The following is a 17,364-nucleotide window of genomic DNA, read 5'->3' as shown; positions in this document are numbered from 1 at the left end:
AAGGTTATTGTAAGCTAAAACGATTTGTCAGATTCTTTACCTCTTCTATACTTAATGTAGATACTAAAACGAACGAAAAGGTGATAAATAGATGAAGAAGAAAAATAAAGTGTTAATTACTAGTGTAGTAGCAATCGGAATTGCAGCTGGATCATACTTTGCATTTGCTGGTGGCGGTTCAGATGTAGCAATGGCATATAGCGGATATAAAGTAACCGAAAAACAAATCCAAAACGCGCAAAAATTTGGTGGCGAAGTTATTCCAAATGGAATTGAAACTATTTCATTCGATCCAACAAAAGGAACATATGAATTAGCTGTGAAAAAAGGCGATGAAGTGAAAAAAGGTCAGCTTCTATTTAAATACAATGATCCGACTGCGAAACAAGGTGTAACAGAAGCAGAAATGCAAAAGAAAATCGCACAAAAAGAAGTAACGTTGCTCCAAAAACAAATTGATGTAGCGAAACAAAAATTACAAAAAGATAAAAATGCAGGCCTTCCTGCTGAAGCATTAAAAGCATCAGAAGCCGAAGTTGGGCAATTAGAATCACAAATTGAAATGAAAAAGTTTGAAGTTGAAAAAGCTGATGAAATGATTAAAGCAGCAAAAGAGAAAGTAAACAATCTTTCTGTAACAAGTCCTGCTGATGGCGTAATTGATGATATCGTAAAAACTGCTGACGAAAAAACAGGTATGAGCGGAATTACTCTTCGTCACGCTGGTCAATTTAAAGTAAAAGGTCAAATTTCTGAATATGAGCTTGCTAGTATGAAAGTTGGGCAAGAAGTAACTGTTTCATCAAAAACTGTCGCTGGTAAGACTTGGACAGGAAAAGTAACAGAAATCGGTTCTACACCATTAAAGAGCATGGATGAAAATAAAACTGTTTCTAACTATCAATTCACTGTCACATTAGATAATAGTGACGAATTACAAAACGGCTTCCACGTTTACGTAACAAGTAAATCTGGCGAAGCAACTGGTACAATTGTTCCGAAAAGCAGTATCGTGAAAAAAGGTGACAAAAATGTTGTCTTCGTTGTAAAAGACGGTAAGGCGAAAGAACAAGCAGTTACTGTTGAATTCGAGACTGATAGCGAAGCAAAAGTTTCTGGAGTGAAAAAAGGAGAGGAAATTATCTCTAAACCTGAAAAAGACTTAAAAGATGGTATGGAGGTTGTCGCCCAGTGATTAACTTAAAAGGCATCACGAAATCCTTCCAAAATGGTGCAGAGTCCGTTCAAATATTACACGGAATTGACGTAACACTGAACCAAGGAGAATTCACTTCAATTATGGGACCTTCTGGTTCTGGTAAATCAACATTAATGAACATTATCGGTTGCTTAGATAAACCGACGACAGGTACGTACGAACTAGCCGGTCAAAATATTTCAAACATGTCTGAAACAGAACTTGCACACGTACGTAATAAAGAGATCGGATTCGTATTCCAAAACTTCATGTTATTACCGAGACTTACAGCGCTTCAAAATGTAGAACTACCTCTTATTTACGCTGGAGTCGATAAAAAAGAAAGACGCGAGCGCTCATTAGCTGCTTTAACAAAAGTCGGTTTAGCTGATCGCGCTACTCACTTACCGAACGAATTATCAGGTGGACAAAAGCAGCGTGTCGCTGTTGCACGTGCAATCGTAAATAACCCAAAATTCATTTTAGCCGATGAACCGACAGGAGCACTTGATACGAAAACAAGTACACAAATTATGGACCTCTTTTACGAATTAAATAAACAAGGCTCAACAATCATTATGATTACCCATGACCGTGAAATCGGGGAAGCTGCAGCACGTCAAATTGTAATTCGTGACGGAAATATCGTCCAAGATTGGAGAGGTTAATTTTGAATACGAGTGAAAATATACGCATGGCCCTTTCCTCTATCTTTGCTCATAAAATGCGTTCTATCTTAACGATGTTAGGTATTATTATTGGGGTTAGTGCCATCATTACCATTATCTCGATTGGGGATGGAACAAATGCAAAGTTCCGCGAACAAATCGGGAATGAAAAAAAAGATCAGTTTTCTGTAAATTATAAGACAGAAGATTACTCAGATATGGACGGCAAAATTTCCTCAAGCATGTATGAAAGTATATCCAAAATTTCTGGTGTGCAAGAAGTTTATCCAGATGTAAAAGGAAAAGAAAAAGTATATGCAGGAAAAAAAGAATTAGATCTTGATATTACCGGTGCAAAAGGTGATTATTTTGAAGATACATCTAAATTCAAACTTGAGCACGGCAGATTTTTAACAGCAGCTGATTTAGACAGACCTGAACACACAATTGTATTAAATACAGATGCTTTTGATAAATTATATTCTTCATGGGAACCAAACTTATATGTAGATATAAAAGGTACACCATACAAAGTAGTTGGCGTATATTCAATAAAAGCAATGATGGGTGGCATGACATTTAAAGAAGGTGTCATTTCAGCAGAAAACTGGCCTGTACTATTCGGGAAAAACAACTACGATTCTGTAACGGTAAAAATTGCTCCTGGTCAAGATAAGGAAACTGTTCAAGAAGCAGTTGTAAAATCATTAAATGAAGCAAAAAAACCAGAGCATTCAGGTAAATTTGAAGTACCAGATCCACAAGAATTCTTAAAAGAAATTGATAGCTTCACAGGTATATTAAAAAGTGTATTCGGTGGTATTGCCGCTATTTCCTTACTTGTAGGTGGTATTGGTGTAATGAACATTATGCTAGTATCTGTAACAGAGCGTACACGCGAAATTGGTATTCGTAAAGCATTAGGTGCAACACGTGGTAAAGTATTAATGCAATTCTTAATCGAAGCTTGCATTTTAACAGCATTAGGTGGTTTTGTCGGATTTATGCTTGGAATCTTCTTCGCATGGATTGTCGCAATGTTTGCAGGATGGCCACTTGTCGTTTCACTAAAACTAGGACTTATCTCCGTTGCCCTATCTATGTTAATCGGTATACTATTCGGTTTACTACCAGCTAACAAAGCTGCCAAACTGGATCCAATTGAATGTTTACGATATGAATAAACAAAAACGTAGGAGTTTACACTCCTGCGTTTTTTATTTATCTACTAAATTGAGTTTCTTCTATTATATATGTTTCACGTTACAACTACCATTCTAATACTCTTCATTATTTATAGGTACTAAGGCTATTATCTAATTCTATTATTGCAAAAATACTATGTAACAGACGAAAATCAAGGCGTAATTTTTTCCATACTTCGACTGATTTTGTAACAATTATATCGATATTTTATTAAATTTCACCTCATTTATATATTTTCACGCCTAAAAAGATTATCGTTTCATAACTAAATTTCCATTCAAACAGTAAAATAAGCTATTTTTGTAACGCTATAGATATCATCAAGAAATATTACTGTAACATTATTAACGTTACAGTAATTGAAATACTACTCATTTTGTGTTTCATATGCCCTAATACGCCAAAAAACAACAAGGAAGCGCTATCAGGATATTTATGGAATTGTTACAGAATATTAATGCCCCGTTACGAAAGCTTTGTAATTTTATGTTTTTCGCAAATAAGAAAATAATGGTTGCTATAATGAGGTCAACGAAAACAAATGCAATGGAGGCTATTATGAAAAAATTTATGGGTATAGCAACAGCAGCGGTTTTTGGTCTTGGGATTTTCACAACATCTGCTAAAGCAGAAACAATCGTAACGACTGACGTACTAAACGTACGAGAAAACCCAACTACTGAATCAAAAGTTGTAGGAAAATTATTAGATGGATATAAAGTAAATGTTTTACATACAGAAAATGGTTGGTCAAAAGTTCAATTGAATAGCGGTAAAGAAGCTTTCATAAGCGCTGACTATACAAAAGACACTTACTACGTAACAGCAAACGTATTAAACGTACGTGCTGGGGCAAACACAGACTCAGAGATTCTTGGTAAGTTGAAAAAAGATGATGTAATTGAAACAACACACCAAGTACAAAATGATTGGATTCAATTTGAATATAACGGAAAAACAGCTTATGTTCATGTTCCTTACTTAACAGGTAAAGCACCAGTTAAAGTTCAACCAGTAGCTAAAGTTGAAAAAACGACTACAGTTCAAGATACAGCTAAAGTTCGTGAAGCAGCTAAAGCTCAGGAAGTAGCTGAAACTCAAGCAAAAGCTAAAGCAGTGGAAGCAACTAAAGCTCGCGAAGCAGCTGAAGCTCAAGCAGAAGTTAAAGCTCAAGAAGCGGCTAAAGCTCGTGAAGCAGCTAAGGCTCAAGAAGCAGCTAAAGCTCAGGCAGATGCTGAAGCTCAAGCAGAAGTTAAAGCTCAAGAGGCAGCTAAAGCTCGTGAAGCAGCTAAAGCTCAAGCAGATGCTGAAGCTCAAGCAGCGGCTAAGGCTCAAGAAGCAGCTAAAGCTCGTGAAGCAGCTAAAGCTCAAGAGGCAGCTGAAGCTCGTGAAGCAGCTAAGGCTCAAGAAGCTCGTGAAGCGGCTAAAGCTCAAAAACCAACTACACAACAACCTGTTGCAAAAGAAACTGAAACAAGTACACCATCATCTTCTCGTGAGTTACGTGTTGTAGCAACAGCTTACACAGCAGATCCACTTGAAAATGGTTATAAAGCAGGCGACCAAGTAAAATCAGCTTTAGGCCACAACTTAACAGCTAATCCAAACATGAAACTAATTGCAGTTGATCCAAGTGTCATTCCATTAGGTTCAAAAGTATGGGTTGAAGGTTACGGAGTAGCAATCGCTGGTGATACTGGTGGAGCTATTAAAGGTAATAAAATCGACGTTTTAATGCCAGATAAAGGTTCATCAAGTAGCTGGGGACGTAAAACAGTTACAGTTAAAGTATTAAACTAGTTATAAAAAAGAGCCAGTCTCATCGTTGAGACTGGCTCCTTTTCTATAATTATTACATTCTTTCTCTTGAAAGTAAGCAATATTGTCTCGAAGCCACTCCCTCTCCGACATAAACAAGTTTCCACGTTTTTTGTATACCTTATCAAATATCTTTAAAACTTCTTCATGATTAGCAAGCTTATGTAAGAAACGAAGAGCAATGATAATCTCTGCTTCATCCGTAGGCTCTACTTCATTTTTACGTCTTCTAGCAACAATTTTATTCACACGTTCGCAAATTGCTCTCATTGCCATTTCGTCGCCATACGTATAAATAGCTCGAACAGCTTCATATTTCACCATAACATTTCTATCATGTAAAGCTTCAATATAAACTATTTGTAAGTCCGATCCCCCTATTTTTGCTAAAACCTCAATAACGGTTGAACGAACATAGGCACTATTACTATATAAAAGCTTTGTTAACGGCAGAATCGATTGCTTCGTTCCAATCTCAAACAATGTATAACAAATATGTGTAATCTCATCTTTATTTTCTTCAGTATCCAACAACTTTAGCAACGCACTTTCCGCTTCTAACGATTTATATAACTTTAAGGAAGCAACTGCCCAATAACGAACACTATCGTTTTTATGATAAATATACGGAATGATTTTATTTGTACTACTTATTTCTGGCAATGTATAAATATTACTAAGCAGTTCACTTAACAAAGTCGGGCTTTGTTCACATTCCAAACGATCTATAAGATAATCAGCAATATAGATTTCCTTCGTATTGATGGCGAGTTTCGTCATTAAATAATAAATATCTTTCTTCATAGATACCTTTTTTGCTTTGATTACCTTCTGCTGTAAATAAGGAAAAGTTAATAAGTCATTTAACGCTTTTGCTTCATCATACGCACGATGCCAAATCTCTGTTTCCTCATCAGCCATCCGCCTTAATAAATCATCTATATACTCTTCCATCTCCTTCTCTCCCGTCCAAATTAAGTCTATCTCTTTGCATTCTATATACGATAGATTACTATTTCAACAGAAAAAAGAGGATGTCACAGCATCCTCTCCTTCTCTTCCCTATTCCACACAAGTAAACTGCGTCCAAGCTCCTACATAATCTAGTAAGAATAACTCCTCTTCTGCAATTGTACCGACAATATTTTTCCGTTCATCTATCGGCATTTCTTTCAGAATGATTTGCAGTTCACCTTTATACTTACCAAATGAATTGTTTCCAATTACAACTTGCCCTCTTTCCTGCAGCACACTTTCACGCACTGGGAAGTCATAATCTTTGTACTTTTTACGTACTTCTGTAGAACGTACCATATACTCTGTTATGTCGCCGCGCCTTACGTGTAATTCTTGCAGCGTAGCTCTCTTCTCTACTTCAGTCGCTTCGTCTACAAAGTGCACTTTTAGCTGTAACATGTAGCGATTTAAGTTTCCTAGTTTCTCTAACTCTTCCTCACTCGCATAAGCATTTCCGATAATGACATCATCAATTAACCCTGTTGCCCATAAATGCTTCGCTTGTACTTCAATTGGTAAATTACGATGCTCTTCTAATGTACATAATCCATCGTTAATATCCCATGGACCGATGTTTGCGACATGTGATGTAATAAAGGCTGCACTGCGAATACCATGCTTTTTAAAGCGTTCACTACAGCGAATGAAATAATCGTATGGAAGACCAGTGAATTTTTGCGGATAAAAATTATGGCAACCAATTAAAGCTGATTTATTCGCTTGATGCGAAAGAATATTTTCTAAGTACGCAATATCGTTACTTACATTTAACTCAATTTTTAAACCGTACGGATTATTCGTCATTTTCGCTTCCGTTAATCCGTCAAAACCTACATCTAAACGAATACCGTCTGCGCCTAATTCTGCGAAAAATGATAGATCGCTATAACTAATACCAAGCTGATCAAACACAGCTGGAGCTACATCTAAAATAACTTCCATATTGTTATCTTTTGCGTGATTGATAATCTCTTTAAATTCAGCTACAATTTCTTCTTTCGGACGATTCACAGATAACAAACAAGTAAATATTCTTGAGAAACCGTGTCGTGCCGCTGCGGAAATATAAGCCATATCTTTTTCTTTCGTTGAATGTTCTGGATAAAGTGAAATTCCTAATTTACGCTCCATGCTTTTGCATCTCCTTCACACGTTGTATTAATGCCATGCTCGTAAATCTATATTTTGCAGATAAACACGTTGCACATAAAATTGTCGGTACAATAATTACGTACGGTGATTGCAATCCTAACATTACATATGCACCCATTGAACAACCGATAAATAAAACTGATACTAGTAGTAACACTAATAAAGATTTACTTTGTACCCATTTCGAATAATGGGCAATACACTGTCCGACCACGAATGTAATTAAGATGATAATTGCTCCGAGCATTCTGTTTTCTCCTCTCCTGCTAATTGTTGTTTCTCATACATTTTGAAGAATGGATAGTAAATAACGAATGAGATGACAAAGTTAACAAGTACAAGTACACCAGCCATAATTGTCCAGTCCGTACTAATTACCGCTGCAATTGGTGCTAACATCGTAAATGGCAATTTCGCCATCATAAGTGGAATCATACCTGAAACAACTGCAAAATATGATACTGTCGTTGTCACTAACGGTGTAATAACGAACGGAATAATTAGAATTGGGTTCATTACAATCGGTGCCCCAAAAATAATTGGTTCGTTAATATTGAATAAACCTGGTACGAATGATAATCTACCTAACTCTTTTAGGAACTTAGATTTAGAGAACATAAACATAATTACTAAAGCTAACGTTGAGCCTGATCCGCCAATCCATACGAACCATTGAATAAATTGCTCTGTAAATAAGTTTGGTAACTGATGTGCATTTCCTGTAGCCGTGAATACTTCCATATTTTCAAGAATTGCTGAATCCCACATCGGACGAATAATTGGTCCTAAAATCGCTGGTCCATGTATACCGAATGACCAGAAAAACACGATTAAGAATACTGTTAATAAACCACCGAATAAATTATTTCCTACTAATACTGATTTTAATGGTGCGATTAAATATGTGATCGTTGTATTCACATCAAATTTCAAACCGTAGCGAATGCCCCAGAATAAAAGAATAACTGCTAATGTTGGAATTAATGCTGCAAACGAATTTGAAACTGCTGGTGGTACACTATCTGGTAATTTAATCGAGATATTATGCTTAATCATAAAATGATAAATTTCTACTGCAATTAATGCTGTAACAATTGCGCCGAATAAAGACGTTGCACTTAATGTTCCTACTGAAATATATCTCCCTGCATCAATAACACCTGGTACAGCTTTCGTAATTTGAATTGGTTCAACTGATGCTAGTAAAAAGGCGAGTACAGATAATAACCCTGCACTTAACTGATTGAGCTGATAAAAGTTCGCGAGCGAAGCCCCTACACCAAACGCTGCGTATAACGCCATTAGTCCTACTGTAAATCGGAATGGAATATCTAAAATATGGCGAAACGGTGCGATCCATTCCATATATGCATCAATTGGTAAATTTAAAAAGATAACAAAAAATGATCCGACGATCGTTAACGGTAATGTAGAAATAACCCCGTTTCGAATTGCTAATAAATGTCGTTGTCCTGCAATCTTTTGCGTTGTTGGCATAATCTTTTGTTCCATAAAACTCATAAACCCATTCATCAATAGCCCTCCTCTTTCTCTCTACTATAAAAGAACGAAATAAACTTTATAACATTATAATGTTTATATTTAAAAAGATATAATTATGCTAAAGCTAATTGTTCTGCTTGCTTAAGCACCTTCAAACCATCACACATGCCATAATCTCGTTGGTCTATAATCGCAACTGGTATATTGTATGAATTTGCAAGAAACTCTACAGCTGGAAATAAATATTTCACCTGTGGGCCAATTAAAACGACATCGGCTTCCTTAATTTCAAGCTTCACTAGTTCTGAATCAACTGCCTTAATTTTATAATTCTTCCCCTGTTTCTTTGCCTCTTCTTGCATTTTTCTTACGACCATACTCGTTGACATACCTGCTGCACAACATAATAAAATGTACATCTTATACGGTCACTTTCTCTTCTACTCGTTTATGAAGAGCAATAAATTCTTCAGCCAGTTCTTTCACTGTAATTGCATTCATTAAATGATCTTGTGCGTGCACCAACAGTAAACTAATTTCTGCATGATTTCCTCTTGCCTCTTCTTGAATTAAATCCGTTTGAATACGATGCGCTGCTGAAATTTCCTCACTAGCAAGTTTCATCTTTTCACCGGCATTCCCGAAATCTCCTTGTCTTGCAAAAGCAATTGCTTCAAGCGCCGCACTTCTCGCATTGCCACCATGTAAAATTAACGCAAATGGAGTTTGCATATCAGCCATTTTAAATTCCCCCAAGCTATATGTTTTCTATATTTCCATCTTATTATGAAAACGCATACAATTAAACATAAAAAACTTCCGTTATGTAACGGAAGTTTTTATATACTTTTTCAAAATGATAATAAAATCTCTTGAAAATCTTCAATTACCTCGGTCTGAGTAAGTTTCTCTATCGTAGTTTGACTAGACATAATATCATATAAAAAATCATAAAGCCTTTGCAAATCTTCATTATTATTGCGCTTTACACTAAATAAAATAATTACTTGTACTTTTTTATCTCCCCAATCAACAGCCTTTTCAAGTGTGCAAAACATCAAAAAAGTTTCCTCACTTAATAACTGCATCGGATGCGGGATTGCAACTGAATTCCCAACCGCTGTCGGAGACGTATTTTCTCTTTCCATAACAGAAGCATAAAAGTTTTCTGGTACATAGCGTTTCTCAGCAGCTTTCTCACATAAAAACTGAATAACATCCTCTTTCGTAGAAGCACTATAATTTAAAAAGATTAAATCTTCCTTAATATAAGGCTGCACACTAGTATTCACATGCGTAAACAACCGCTGACCAATCGATTTAATCTCTTTATCATCAAATATTGAATTCACTTTTATAACTGGAACAGGCAAGCCACTCGGTATATGAATCGTACTAATAATACAATCTATTTTTTCTTTATAAAGATCTTCTACTTTCAATTGATAATAGCCTGTAATACCTACAATCTCTAATTTATCTCGGAACTGTGATAAAATTTTATATTTTAATAGTTGGGCACTTCCTTGACCAGTCGCACAAACCAATAAGCATCTTTTCTTTTGATTTTGCTCCTGCAAACGGCTCATAGCTCCACCGAAGTGAATTGCAATATAACCAATTTCACTTTCAGGGATCGATTCACCCGTATATTCACCAATGATATCTCCAACGAGAACCGCAATTTCAAAAGCATACGGATAATTCTTTTTCACTTCTGCCAAAAGAGGATTTCTCGTATTTAACTTATACTTCAAACGATTTAATAACGTTTTTAAATGAATACCAAATCCAAATAATAATTCTTCATCATAATAAAAAATAAGATTCCGTTCTTCCGCTACTTTAAAAAGAATATGTTGCATAAATGCATATATATCTTTCCCTAATAGCTCTTCTATATTTTCATAGCGATTTCTCGTTGTAACAGCAGTACTTAATAAATGCATCGTCACATATAATACTTCTTCTTCTGGAAATGAAAATTTTAACGCTTTCTCTAAATCTCCTAAAATCTGCTTCGCAATTGTATATTCTTTCTTTATTATAAGTTCTGATTGCTCCGCATGCAGTCCTTTCATATAATGTTGACTTTGACAACGCTTTAATGCGATTGCAATATGAATGACTAAATTATCAATTTCTATATCAGATAAATATATTGTTCCGCCTTCAATATACTTTAATATAATTGAACGAATGAGTGATATATGCGGTAGCGATAAATATGTCTCCGTCTGCTCAAATTGCTCATGAAACGGAGTATGGTCATAACGCGGTAAACCATATTGTGATAAACAAGAACGAATATTAAATTCCTCTCCAACAATACGTATACCATAATACGGTCTCTTCTCAATTTGTAATTTATAGCGACCACATATATCTGTAACATCTTTCATAATTAAATTGACCGTTGATTTGCTCACATACATCTCTTCCGCTAATTCTGAAAGCTTCACATATCCCTCTGTCATTAAAACACGCTGCAGAATGTACGCTATTCTTTCTTCATAAGAAGTTGGGATCTTTTCCGTCTGTTTTTGAAATAGACTCACACAAAAGTCTTCAAATTTCTTCTTTTGTATAATTTCTAATTCGTACCCAGTCCCTCTTTGCGATTCGATTTTCGCTCCGTTTTCTTCCAATATATCATTTAATAATTTTATATCCTTTTGAATCGTCTTCGTCGATACATGTAAACGGCCCGCTAAAAAAGCTCGATTTAACATCGATTTCTCTTCTAAAAATTCCTCTAAAATAGAAATTAATCGCTGATGCACCTTTGTCATAGCTCTTCCTCTCGCTCTTTATATATAAAGGGGGAAAAGCTGCTGAAATCAGTAGTTTTTCCCCTTTATATTCTCTCTATTTCTTTAATGTAAATCCGAATTTATCCCATGCTTGTAAATAGTCTAGTAAGAAAATCTCTTCTTCTACAATTCGACCAACTACATTTGTTTTTCCTGTATTCACCATATCTTTTAATGCAATTTGTAATTCGCCTTTATACTGACCATATTGTTCATTATCAATTAATAAATCCCCACGCTTAATTTCACGCGTATTATGAGGTTTAAACTCTTCTTTTTTATATTTCACACGACTTTGTGTAGAACGAATCATATATTCAGATACATCTCCGCGATAAAAATGTGGTTCGTTTAATACGATAATTCTTTCTAGTTCTGTCGTTGTATCATATATTTCTATATCAAATGTTTGTTTCTCTTTATTTAATGCACCTAGTGCTTGTAATTCTTCTTCTGACGCATATGCGTTTGCAATAATAACATCATCAATTAATTCCGTCGCGAATAAATGTTTCGCCTGTGTTGTCATCGGTAATTCACGATGCTGCTCTAATGTACATAACCCTTCTGTTACTGGCCAAGGTCCATATGTTGCATCAAATGATGAAATAAAAGCAGCCGTTCTCATACCGTAATCTTTAAATTGTTTCGAGCATTTAATGAAATGATCGTATGATAACCCTGAATAACGATGCGGATAAAAATTATGACAACCAATTAAATTTTCACGATTTGGTCTATGACTCATAATGTTATCTACATACTTCGTACCATTGCTCATATTAATCTCAATTTTCAAACCATACGGATTATAAGTCATAATTGATTCTTCTAATCCTGAAAAACCAACATCTAAACGAATACCGTACGCACCCAATTCATGGAAGAATGATAAATCATTATACGAAATACCTAATTGTTCAAAAACAGATGGACTAATATCCACTAATACTTGGAACCCTAATGCATTCGCATGTGAGATCGTTTCTTTAAATTCTTCAATAATTTTCTCTTTTTCTCCATCCACAGATAATAAACATGTGAACACACGTGTAAACCCATATTTACTTGCTAATGTTAAATACTCCTTATCTTTCTCTACTGTTGAATGTTCTGGATAAATAGAAATACCTAATCGTCTCATATGTACACGCCTCTTTCTTCATCATATTGTAAACCTTTTCAAATATATGTAGTGAAAAAGTATATATCCCCTTCTTGTTCACTACTCCTTTGAATCCGCTTTCTTTAAAGAAAAAACAATTTCTATCATTCTTAACACCTACAAGTCTATACATCTATACTTTACATCTTTTTTTCATAGTTGTGTAGCCTTTACACAAATTTGTCAGTTTTTCACCTTAAAAATTGTTATCCGTTTTCAAGACACCTTCCTTGACTGTTGCATTGGCCAATACATATACTCGAAAGAAAAGAGAAAATTTTATATAGGGGATGAATATATGGGAGAAGCAATACTCGTAAAACGAGAACCGTTATGGACAAAAGAGTTTGTTGCTTTAATTTTTGCAAACTTATGTATGTTTTTAGGGTTTCAAATGTTAATTCCAACCTTACCTGTTTATGTGAAAGAAATTGGTGGCACAAGTTCAAATATCGGATTTGTTGTCGGCATGTTTACCGTTGCGGCACTTTTTGTTAGACCGCTAACTGGGAACGCCTTGCAAAAATTCAATAAAAAAATCATTTTAATGATCGGTACTGCTATCTGTTTACTCGCTATGGGCAGTTACCTTTTCGCCTCAACTATTTTTCTCTTGCTTGCTGTTCGTATTTTGCACGGAGCTGGTTTCGGCATTACAACGACTACATATGGAACTGTCGTTTCTGATTTAATTCCCTCAGCTCGCCGCGGAGAAGGCATGGGATATTTTGGTCTTTCTGGAACACTTGCAATGGCCCTCGGTCCACTTATCGGACTATGGCTTATGCAAACATATAACTTCACAATTCTTTTTTTATGTGCATTATCGTGCACAATTGTTTCATTAATATTAACGAAACTACTTCAAATCCAAAAAACGAAACAGCCTCCACAACAATCATCTAGTACTTTTCTCGATGGATTTATTGAGCGTAAAGCTTTACTTCCTTCATTATTAATATTATGTATTACATTAATGTACGGAGGAATCGGAAGTTTTATCACACTATTTGCTACAGAAGTCGGCATAGCTGATATTAGTCTCTTCTTTTTATGTAACGCACTAGCAATCGCTGTGACACGTCCATTCTCTGGAAAGCTATATGATGCGAAAGGCCATACATTCGTCATCATTCCGGGAGTTATTATAACGTTTACAGGTATTATTTTATTGTCGTATACGACGACAATTCCGAGCTTAATTATTGCTGCAGCATGTTACGGAAGTGGTTTTGGAGCGATCCAACCTGCACTACAAGCATGGATGATTGACCGCGTAGCACCGCATCGACGCGGCGTAGCAACTGCTACATTCTTCTCCGCATTTGACCTTGGAATCGGCGCTGGAGCGATTATCTTTGGATTTATTGCTCACTTTACAAACTATGCAACTGTATATCGTTACTCCTCTCTATTACTTATTGCTTTTCTCTTCATTTACATTACAAGCATAAGAAAACAAAAGCATGGCGATAAAAACACGGAAAAAGCTGCTGGATAATTCAGTGGCTTTTTTATCATGTTAAAAGAATTGTTTTCCCTCATTTTGCTGTTCTAAAACTACATGCATTTCCCTACATATTTTTTTAACGTTCATCAAAAAATATACGATGAACTTGCATACGCTTTCCTTGATATTCGACTGAACAACATTATTCTAAAAAGTGTGATTTCTTTACAAAATTAAGATTTATACAAGATAAAAACCAATGAAATGCAGTTGTTTCTTTAAGGGATTGTAAACTTTTATTCCCTTTGTAAATTTAGTGTAAATTTTACTAGCAAACCGTTTACAGTGACTCAAGGTTCAGTTAATAATTACATCGTACATGAAATTTAAGGAGTGGAATGCGTGGAATATAATGTTCAAGATATGATCTTCCAGTTCATTGGTGGATTAGGTATTTTCTTATTCGGGATTAAATACATGGGCGATGGACTGCAACAAGCAGCTGGAGATCGTCTTCGCGATATTCTAGATCGTTTTACAACAAACCCACTTATGGGTGTACTAGCAGGTATGTTAGTTACTGTATTAATCCAATCCAGTTCAGGAACAACCGCTTTAACAGTCGGACTTGTAAGTGCCGGATTTATGACATTAAGACAAGCAATCGGTGTTATTATGGGTGCAAACATCGGTACGACAGTTACTGCATTTATTATCGGAATTAAAATCGGAGAATATGCTCTCCCAGTTATGGCAGTTGGAGCAATCTTACTATTCTTCTTTAAAAATAAAAAAGTACATTCTGTAGGTCAAGTTGTATTCGGTTTTGGTATGTTATTCTTCGGTTTAGAATTAATGAGCGCAGGTATGAAACCTCTTCGTTCTTTAGAATCATTCCAAGAATTAACAGTGAGCATGAGTGATAATCCAATTTTAGGAATTGTTGTCGGTACAGTCTTTACTTTAATTGTACAAAGTTCAAGTGCAACAATCGGTATTTTACAAGAACTATTCGGTCAAGGTGCAATCGATTTACAAGCAGCTCTTCCTGTATTATTCGGTGATAACATCGGTACAACAATTACAGCTGTATTAGCAGCAATCGGTACTTCAATTGCAGCAAGACGTGCAGCATTAGTTCACGTTATCTTTAATATTATCGGTACAATTATCTTTACAATTTTATTAATACCATTTACAAGTTTAATTCAATATTTCCAAACATCATTAAACTTGAATCCAGAAATGACTATTGCATTTGCACACGGAACATTTAACGTAACAAATACAATCATTCAATTCCCGTTCATTGCAGTGTTAGCATGGATTGTAACAAAAATTATTCGTGGTGAAGATGCAGCGATTGACTTCAAACCACAACATTTAAATCCAATCTTTATTGAACAATCTCCAGCCATCGCTTTAACTGAAGCTCAAAAAGAGATTATCCGTATGGCTGAGTTCTCATTACATGGATTAAAAGAAGCAAATCAATTTTTAAATACACAAGACAAAAAACACGCAAACATGGCTACTCAATTAGAAGGAGCTATTAACAATTTAGATAAAAAAATTACCGAGTATTTAGTTTTACTATCAGAAAAGCCACTTTCACCTACGGATTCTGAAAAACATTCTGTTTTAGCAGGTGTTGTTGGAGATATTGAACGTGTCGGTGATCATGTAGAAAATCTTGTAGAACTTGTAGATTTCCAAATTTCAAACCGTGTTTCACTATCAGATGAAGCATTAGCTGAATTAAACGAAATGCTTGAGTTAACAATTTCAACACTGCAAGACTCAGTTGAAGCTTTAACAAACTTCGATACTGAACTAGCTCAAACTGTTATTGCCAAAGAACGCAAAATCGACCAAATGGAACGTGTTCTTCGTAAACGTCACGTATTACGTCTAAACGAACGCAGCTGTTCAGGTGATGCAAGTATCATCTTCGTCGATATGGTAAGTAACTTAGAGCGCATTGGTGATCACGCTGTAAATATCGCTGACGGTGTTTTAGGTGAACAAGGAAAAATTAATCTAAAACAATCATTATAATAAGAAAGAGACGCTAACTTAAGCGTCTCTTTTTTCATTATATTTTAACAACTGTCCTTCCTTTTAACTTTCCTTGCAATATAAGTGCAAACTTCTTCTCTAATTCTTCTAATGTACATTCTTCTGTATAAGATAGTAACTCTTTATTTCCCCATTCTTTCGCTAAAAGCGTCCAAACATCTCTTCTCACATCTACTGGGCATTGCACGGAATCTATCCCTAAAAGGCTTATACCTCGTAAAATAAACGGATATACCGTTGTTTGTAGTTCCTGGCCTGCCACATTACCGCATGTCGTTACACAACCACCATACTTTACTGTTTTTAAAGCTGTTTCTAGCATATGTCCACCTACAGTATCGATAACTCCCGCGTATATCCCTTTTAACATCGGTCTTCCTGATTCATCATTCAATTCCGCGCGATGAATCACCTTTTTCGCTCCTAGACGTAGCAGCATATCTTCCTCTTCCATTTTTCCTGTCGCTCCTACTACGTTAAACCCTAGCTTACTTAATATACTAACAGCTACACTCCCTACGCCGCCTGTAGCACCCGTTACTAAAACATCTCCCATACTAGGCTTGACTCCTGCTCCAATAAGCTTATATACCGACAAAGCCGCAGTAAAACCTGCTGTCCCATACATCATACTTTCCTTTAATGACATTCCTTCCGGTAAAGGCACGACCCAAGATGATGGCACGCGAATATATTCTCCGAAACCACCAGAGGTATTCATACCTAAGTCATATCCCGTTACAATAACTTGATCTCCTGCTTTAATGGTAGCATCTTCACTACTCACAACCACTCCTGCAGCATCAATTCCTGGCGTATGAGGATATGTTCTCGTAACACCCTTATTACCAGTAGCTGAAAGAGCATCTTTATAATTTAATGAAGAATAATGAACTTGTATGAATACGTCTCCCTCAGGTAAACTACTTACTTCTCTCTCAACAACTTTTCTTACAAACTGATGATTTTCCGTTTCGTTCACAACGATTGCTCGGAATGATGTATGATTCATTATGCTCTCTCCTTTATCCGTCAAATTCTTCTTTATTATATAGAAGAAATAAGTAAGCTTACTCATTTCTTCTTGGCTATATTTCAACAAATCTTACTTCTCTATCACTTTCTCACAATACATATTTTCATTTCTACTAAAACAACTTATACTTATTCTACATCTAAAAAAGATAATATAGAAAATCTGACTTTTTATAAATATATTGAATTTTTACGAAATGTAAATGTTTTGTAATGTTTTTTTTCGCTAAATTTCATTATAATAAGTGGATATGAGTGTC

15 protein-coding genes are annotated in these 17,364 nt (G+C 35.5%); 6 read left to right on the top strand and 9 right to left on the bottom strand.

The annotated features are described in order from the left end of the window. The first annotated feature begins 91 nt into the window (after window positions 1-91). The 4 genes from M1D73_RS04245 (at window position 92) to entC (ending at window position 4,872) form a co-directional block, all read left to right on the top strand. On the top strand, window positions 92-1,195 hold the full coding sequence (locus M1D73_RS04245) for an efflux RND transporter periplasmic adaptor subunit (RefSeq protein ID WP_000728807.1): 1,104 nt from the start codon (window positions 92-94) through the stop codon (window positions 1,193-1,195). After that, the gene (locus tag M1D73_RS04240) at window positions 1,192-1,866 is read left to right on the top strand and encodes an ABC transporter ATP-binding protein (RefSeq protein ID WP_000609100.1); all 675 of its coding nucleotides are present in this window, start codon (window positions 1,192-1,194) and stop codon (window positions 1,864-1,866) included. Before M1D73_RS04245 ends, M1D73_RS04240 begins: the two co-directional genes overlap by 4 nt. A gap of 26 nt (window positions 1,867-1,892) precedes the next feature. Then, window positions 1,893-3,050: an ABC transporter permease gene (locus M1D73_RS04235; protein ID WP_002197439.1), complete on the top strand. Its 1,158-nt coding sequence runs from the start codon at window positions 1,893-1,895 to the stop codon at window positions 3,048-3,050. Between the two features lie 457 nt (window positions 3,051-3,507). Next, on the top strand, window positions 3,508-4,872 hold the full coding sequence (gene entC / locus M1D73_RS04230) for a cell wall-binding protein EntC (protein WP_481157995.1): 1,365 nt from the start codon (window positions 3,508-3,510) through the stop codon (window positions 4,870-4,872). Here the strand turns inward: entC and M1D73_RS04225 are convergent, their stop codons facing one another. The 8 genes from M1D73_RS04225 to M1D73_RS04190 form a co-directional block, all read right to left on the bottom strand. Beyond that, complete coding sequence (locus M1D73_RS04225) at window positions 4,873-5,844, bottom strand: HEAT repeat domain-containing protein (RefSeq protein ID WP_121868519.1); 972 nt, start codon at window positions 5,842-5,844, stop codon at window positions 4,873-4,875. Window positions 5,845-5,952: 108 nt separating this feature from the next. Continuing rightward, window positions 5,953-7,038, bottom strand: a complete 1,086-nt coding sequence (locus M1D73_RS04220) for a DUF871 domain-containing protein (RefSeq protein WP_000440054.1) — start codon at window positions 7,036-7,038, stop codon at window positions 5,953-5,955. Next, the gene (locus tag M1D73_RS04215) at window positions 7,028-7,306 is read right to left on the bottom strand and encodes a hypothetical protein (protein WP_000900048.1); all 279 of its coding nucleotides are present in this window, start codon (window positions 7,304-7,306) and stop codon (window positions 7,028-7,030) included. The genes M1D73_RS04220 and M1D73_RS04215 overlap by 11 nt, the downstream gene beginning before the upstream one ends. Further along, a complete protein-coding gene (locus tag M1D73_RS04210; protein ID WP_001013053.1) occupies window positions 7,282-8,592 on the bottom strand; it encodes a PTS sugar transporter subunit IIC in 1,311 nt (436 codons plus the stop codon). The genes M1D73_RS04215 and M1D73_RS04210 overlap by 25 nt, the downstream gene beginning before the upstream one ends. A gap of 83 nt (window positions 8,593-8,675) precedes the next feature. Then, entirely contained in the window at window positions 8,676-8,981 is a 306-nt protein-coding gene (locus tag M1D73_RS04205; RefSeq protein WP_000275641.1) for a PTS sugar transporter subunit IIB, read from the bottom strand. Between the two features lies 1 nt (window position 8,982). Then, complete coding sequence (locus M1D73_RS04200) at window positions 8,983-9,303, bottom strand: PTS lactose/cellobiose transporter subunit IIA (RefSeq protein ID WP_000774631.1); 321 nt, start codon at window positions 9,301-9,303, stop codon at window positions 8,983-8,985. 110 nt (window positions 9,304-9,413) lie between these two features. Then, on the bottom strand, window positions 9,414-11,354 hold the full coding sequence (locus M1D73_RS04195) for a BglG family transcription antiterminator (RefSeq protein ID WP_000169796.1): 1,941 nt from the start codon (window positions 11,352-11,354) through the stop codon (window positions 9,414-9,416). 76 nt (window positions 11,355-11,430) lie between these two features. Beyond that, complete coding sequence (locus tag M1D73_RS04190; RefSeq protein ID WP_001253349.1) at window positions 11,431-12,519, bottom strand: DUF871 domain-containing protein; 1,089 nt, start codon at window positions 12,517-12,519, stop codon at window positions 11,431-11,433. A 319-nt stretch (window positions 12,520-12,838) separates the two neighbouring features. Between M1D73_RS04190 and M1D73_RS04185 the strand changes: the two genes are divergently transcribed. Both M1D73_RS04185 and M1D73_RS04180 read left to right on the top strand, forming a co-directional pair. After that, window positions 12,839-14,041 carry an MFS transporter gene (locus M1D73_RS04185; protein WP_000503245.1) on the top strand — a complete coding sequence of 401 codons (1,203 nt, stop codon included), beginning with the start codon at window positions 12,839-12,841 and terminating at the stop codon, window positions 14,039-14,041. A 351-nt stretch (window positions 14,042-14,392) separates the two neighbouring features. Continuing rightward, window positions 14,393-16,048 (top strand): Na/Pi cotransporter family protein, encoded by a 1,656-nt coding sequence (locus M1D73_RS04180; RefSeq protein ID WP_000456278.1) that lies wholly within the window; start codon window positions 14,393-14,395, stop codon window positions 16,046-16,048. Between the two features lie 37 nt (window positions 16,049-16,085). On the opposite strand, the gene M1D73_RS04175 is transcribed toward M1D73_RS04180, so the two are convergent. Continuing rightward, on the bottom strand, window positions 16,086-17,081 hold the full coding sequence (locus tag M1D73_RS04175; protein WP_001016967.1) for a YhdH/YhfP family quinone oxidoreductase: 996 nt from the start codon (window positions 17,079-17,081) through the stop codon (window positions 16,086-16,088). Window positions 17,082-17,364: the final 283 nt, after the last annotated feature.

Source organism: Bacillus sp. PK3-067 (assembly GCF_056738645.1).
The sequence above is the reverse complement of the archived record's forward strand: the minus strand, read 5'-3'. Positions and strand labels throughout refer to the sequence as shown.

Coding starts and splice junctions, on each gene's coding strand:
- M1D73_RS04245 (WP_000728807.1), top strand. CDS start 92: ATGAAGAAGAAAAATAAAGTGTTAATTACTAGTGTAGTAGCAATCGGA.
- M1D73_RS04235 (WP_002197439.1), top strand. CDS start 1,893: ATGGCCCTTTCCTCTATCTTTGCTCATAAAATGCGTTCTATCTTAACG.
- entC (WP_481157995.1), top strand. CDS start 3,508: ATGGAATTGTTACAGAATATTAATGCCCCGTTACGAAAGCTTTGTAAT.
- M1D73_RS04225 (WP_121868519.1), bottom strand. CDS start 5,844: ATGGAAGAGTATATAGATGATTTATTAAGGCGGATGGCTGATGAGGAA.
- M1D73_RS04220 (WP_000440054.1), bottom strand. CDS start 7,038: ATGGAGCGTAAATTAGGAATTTCACTTTATCCAGAACATTCAACGAAA.
- M1D73_RS04215 (WP_000900048.1), bottom strand. CDS start 7,306: ATGCTCGGAGCAATTATCATCTTAATTACATTCGTGGTCGGACAGTGT.
- M1D73_RS04210 (WP_001013053.1), bottom strand. CDS start 8,592: ATGAATGGGTTTATGAGTTTTATGGAACAAAAGATTATGCCAACAACG.
- M1D73_RS04205 (WP_000275641.1), bottom strand. CDS start 8,981: ATGTACATTTTATTATGTTGTGCAGCAGGTATGTCAACGAGTATGGTC.
- M1D73_RS04200 (WP_000774631.1), bottom strand. CDS start 9,303: ATGGCTGATATGCAAACTCCATTTGCGTTAATTTTACATGGTGGCAAT.
- M1D73_RS04195 (WP_000169796.1), bottom strand. CDS start 11,354: ATGACAAAGGTGCATCAGCGATTAATTTCTATTTTAGAGGAATTTTTA.
- M1D73_RS04190 (WP_001253349.1), bottom strand. CDS start 12,519: ATGAGACGATTAGGTATTTCTATTTATCCAGAACATTCAACAGTAGAG.
- M1D73_RS04185 (WP_000503245.1), top strand. CDS start 12,839: ATGGGAGAAGCAATACTCGTAAAACGAGAACCGTTATGGACAAAAGAG.
- M1D73_RS04175 (WP_001016967.1), bottom strand. CDS start 17,081: ATGAATCATACATCATTCCGAGCAATCGTTGTGAACGAAACGGAAAAT.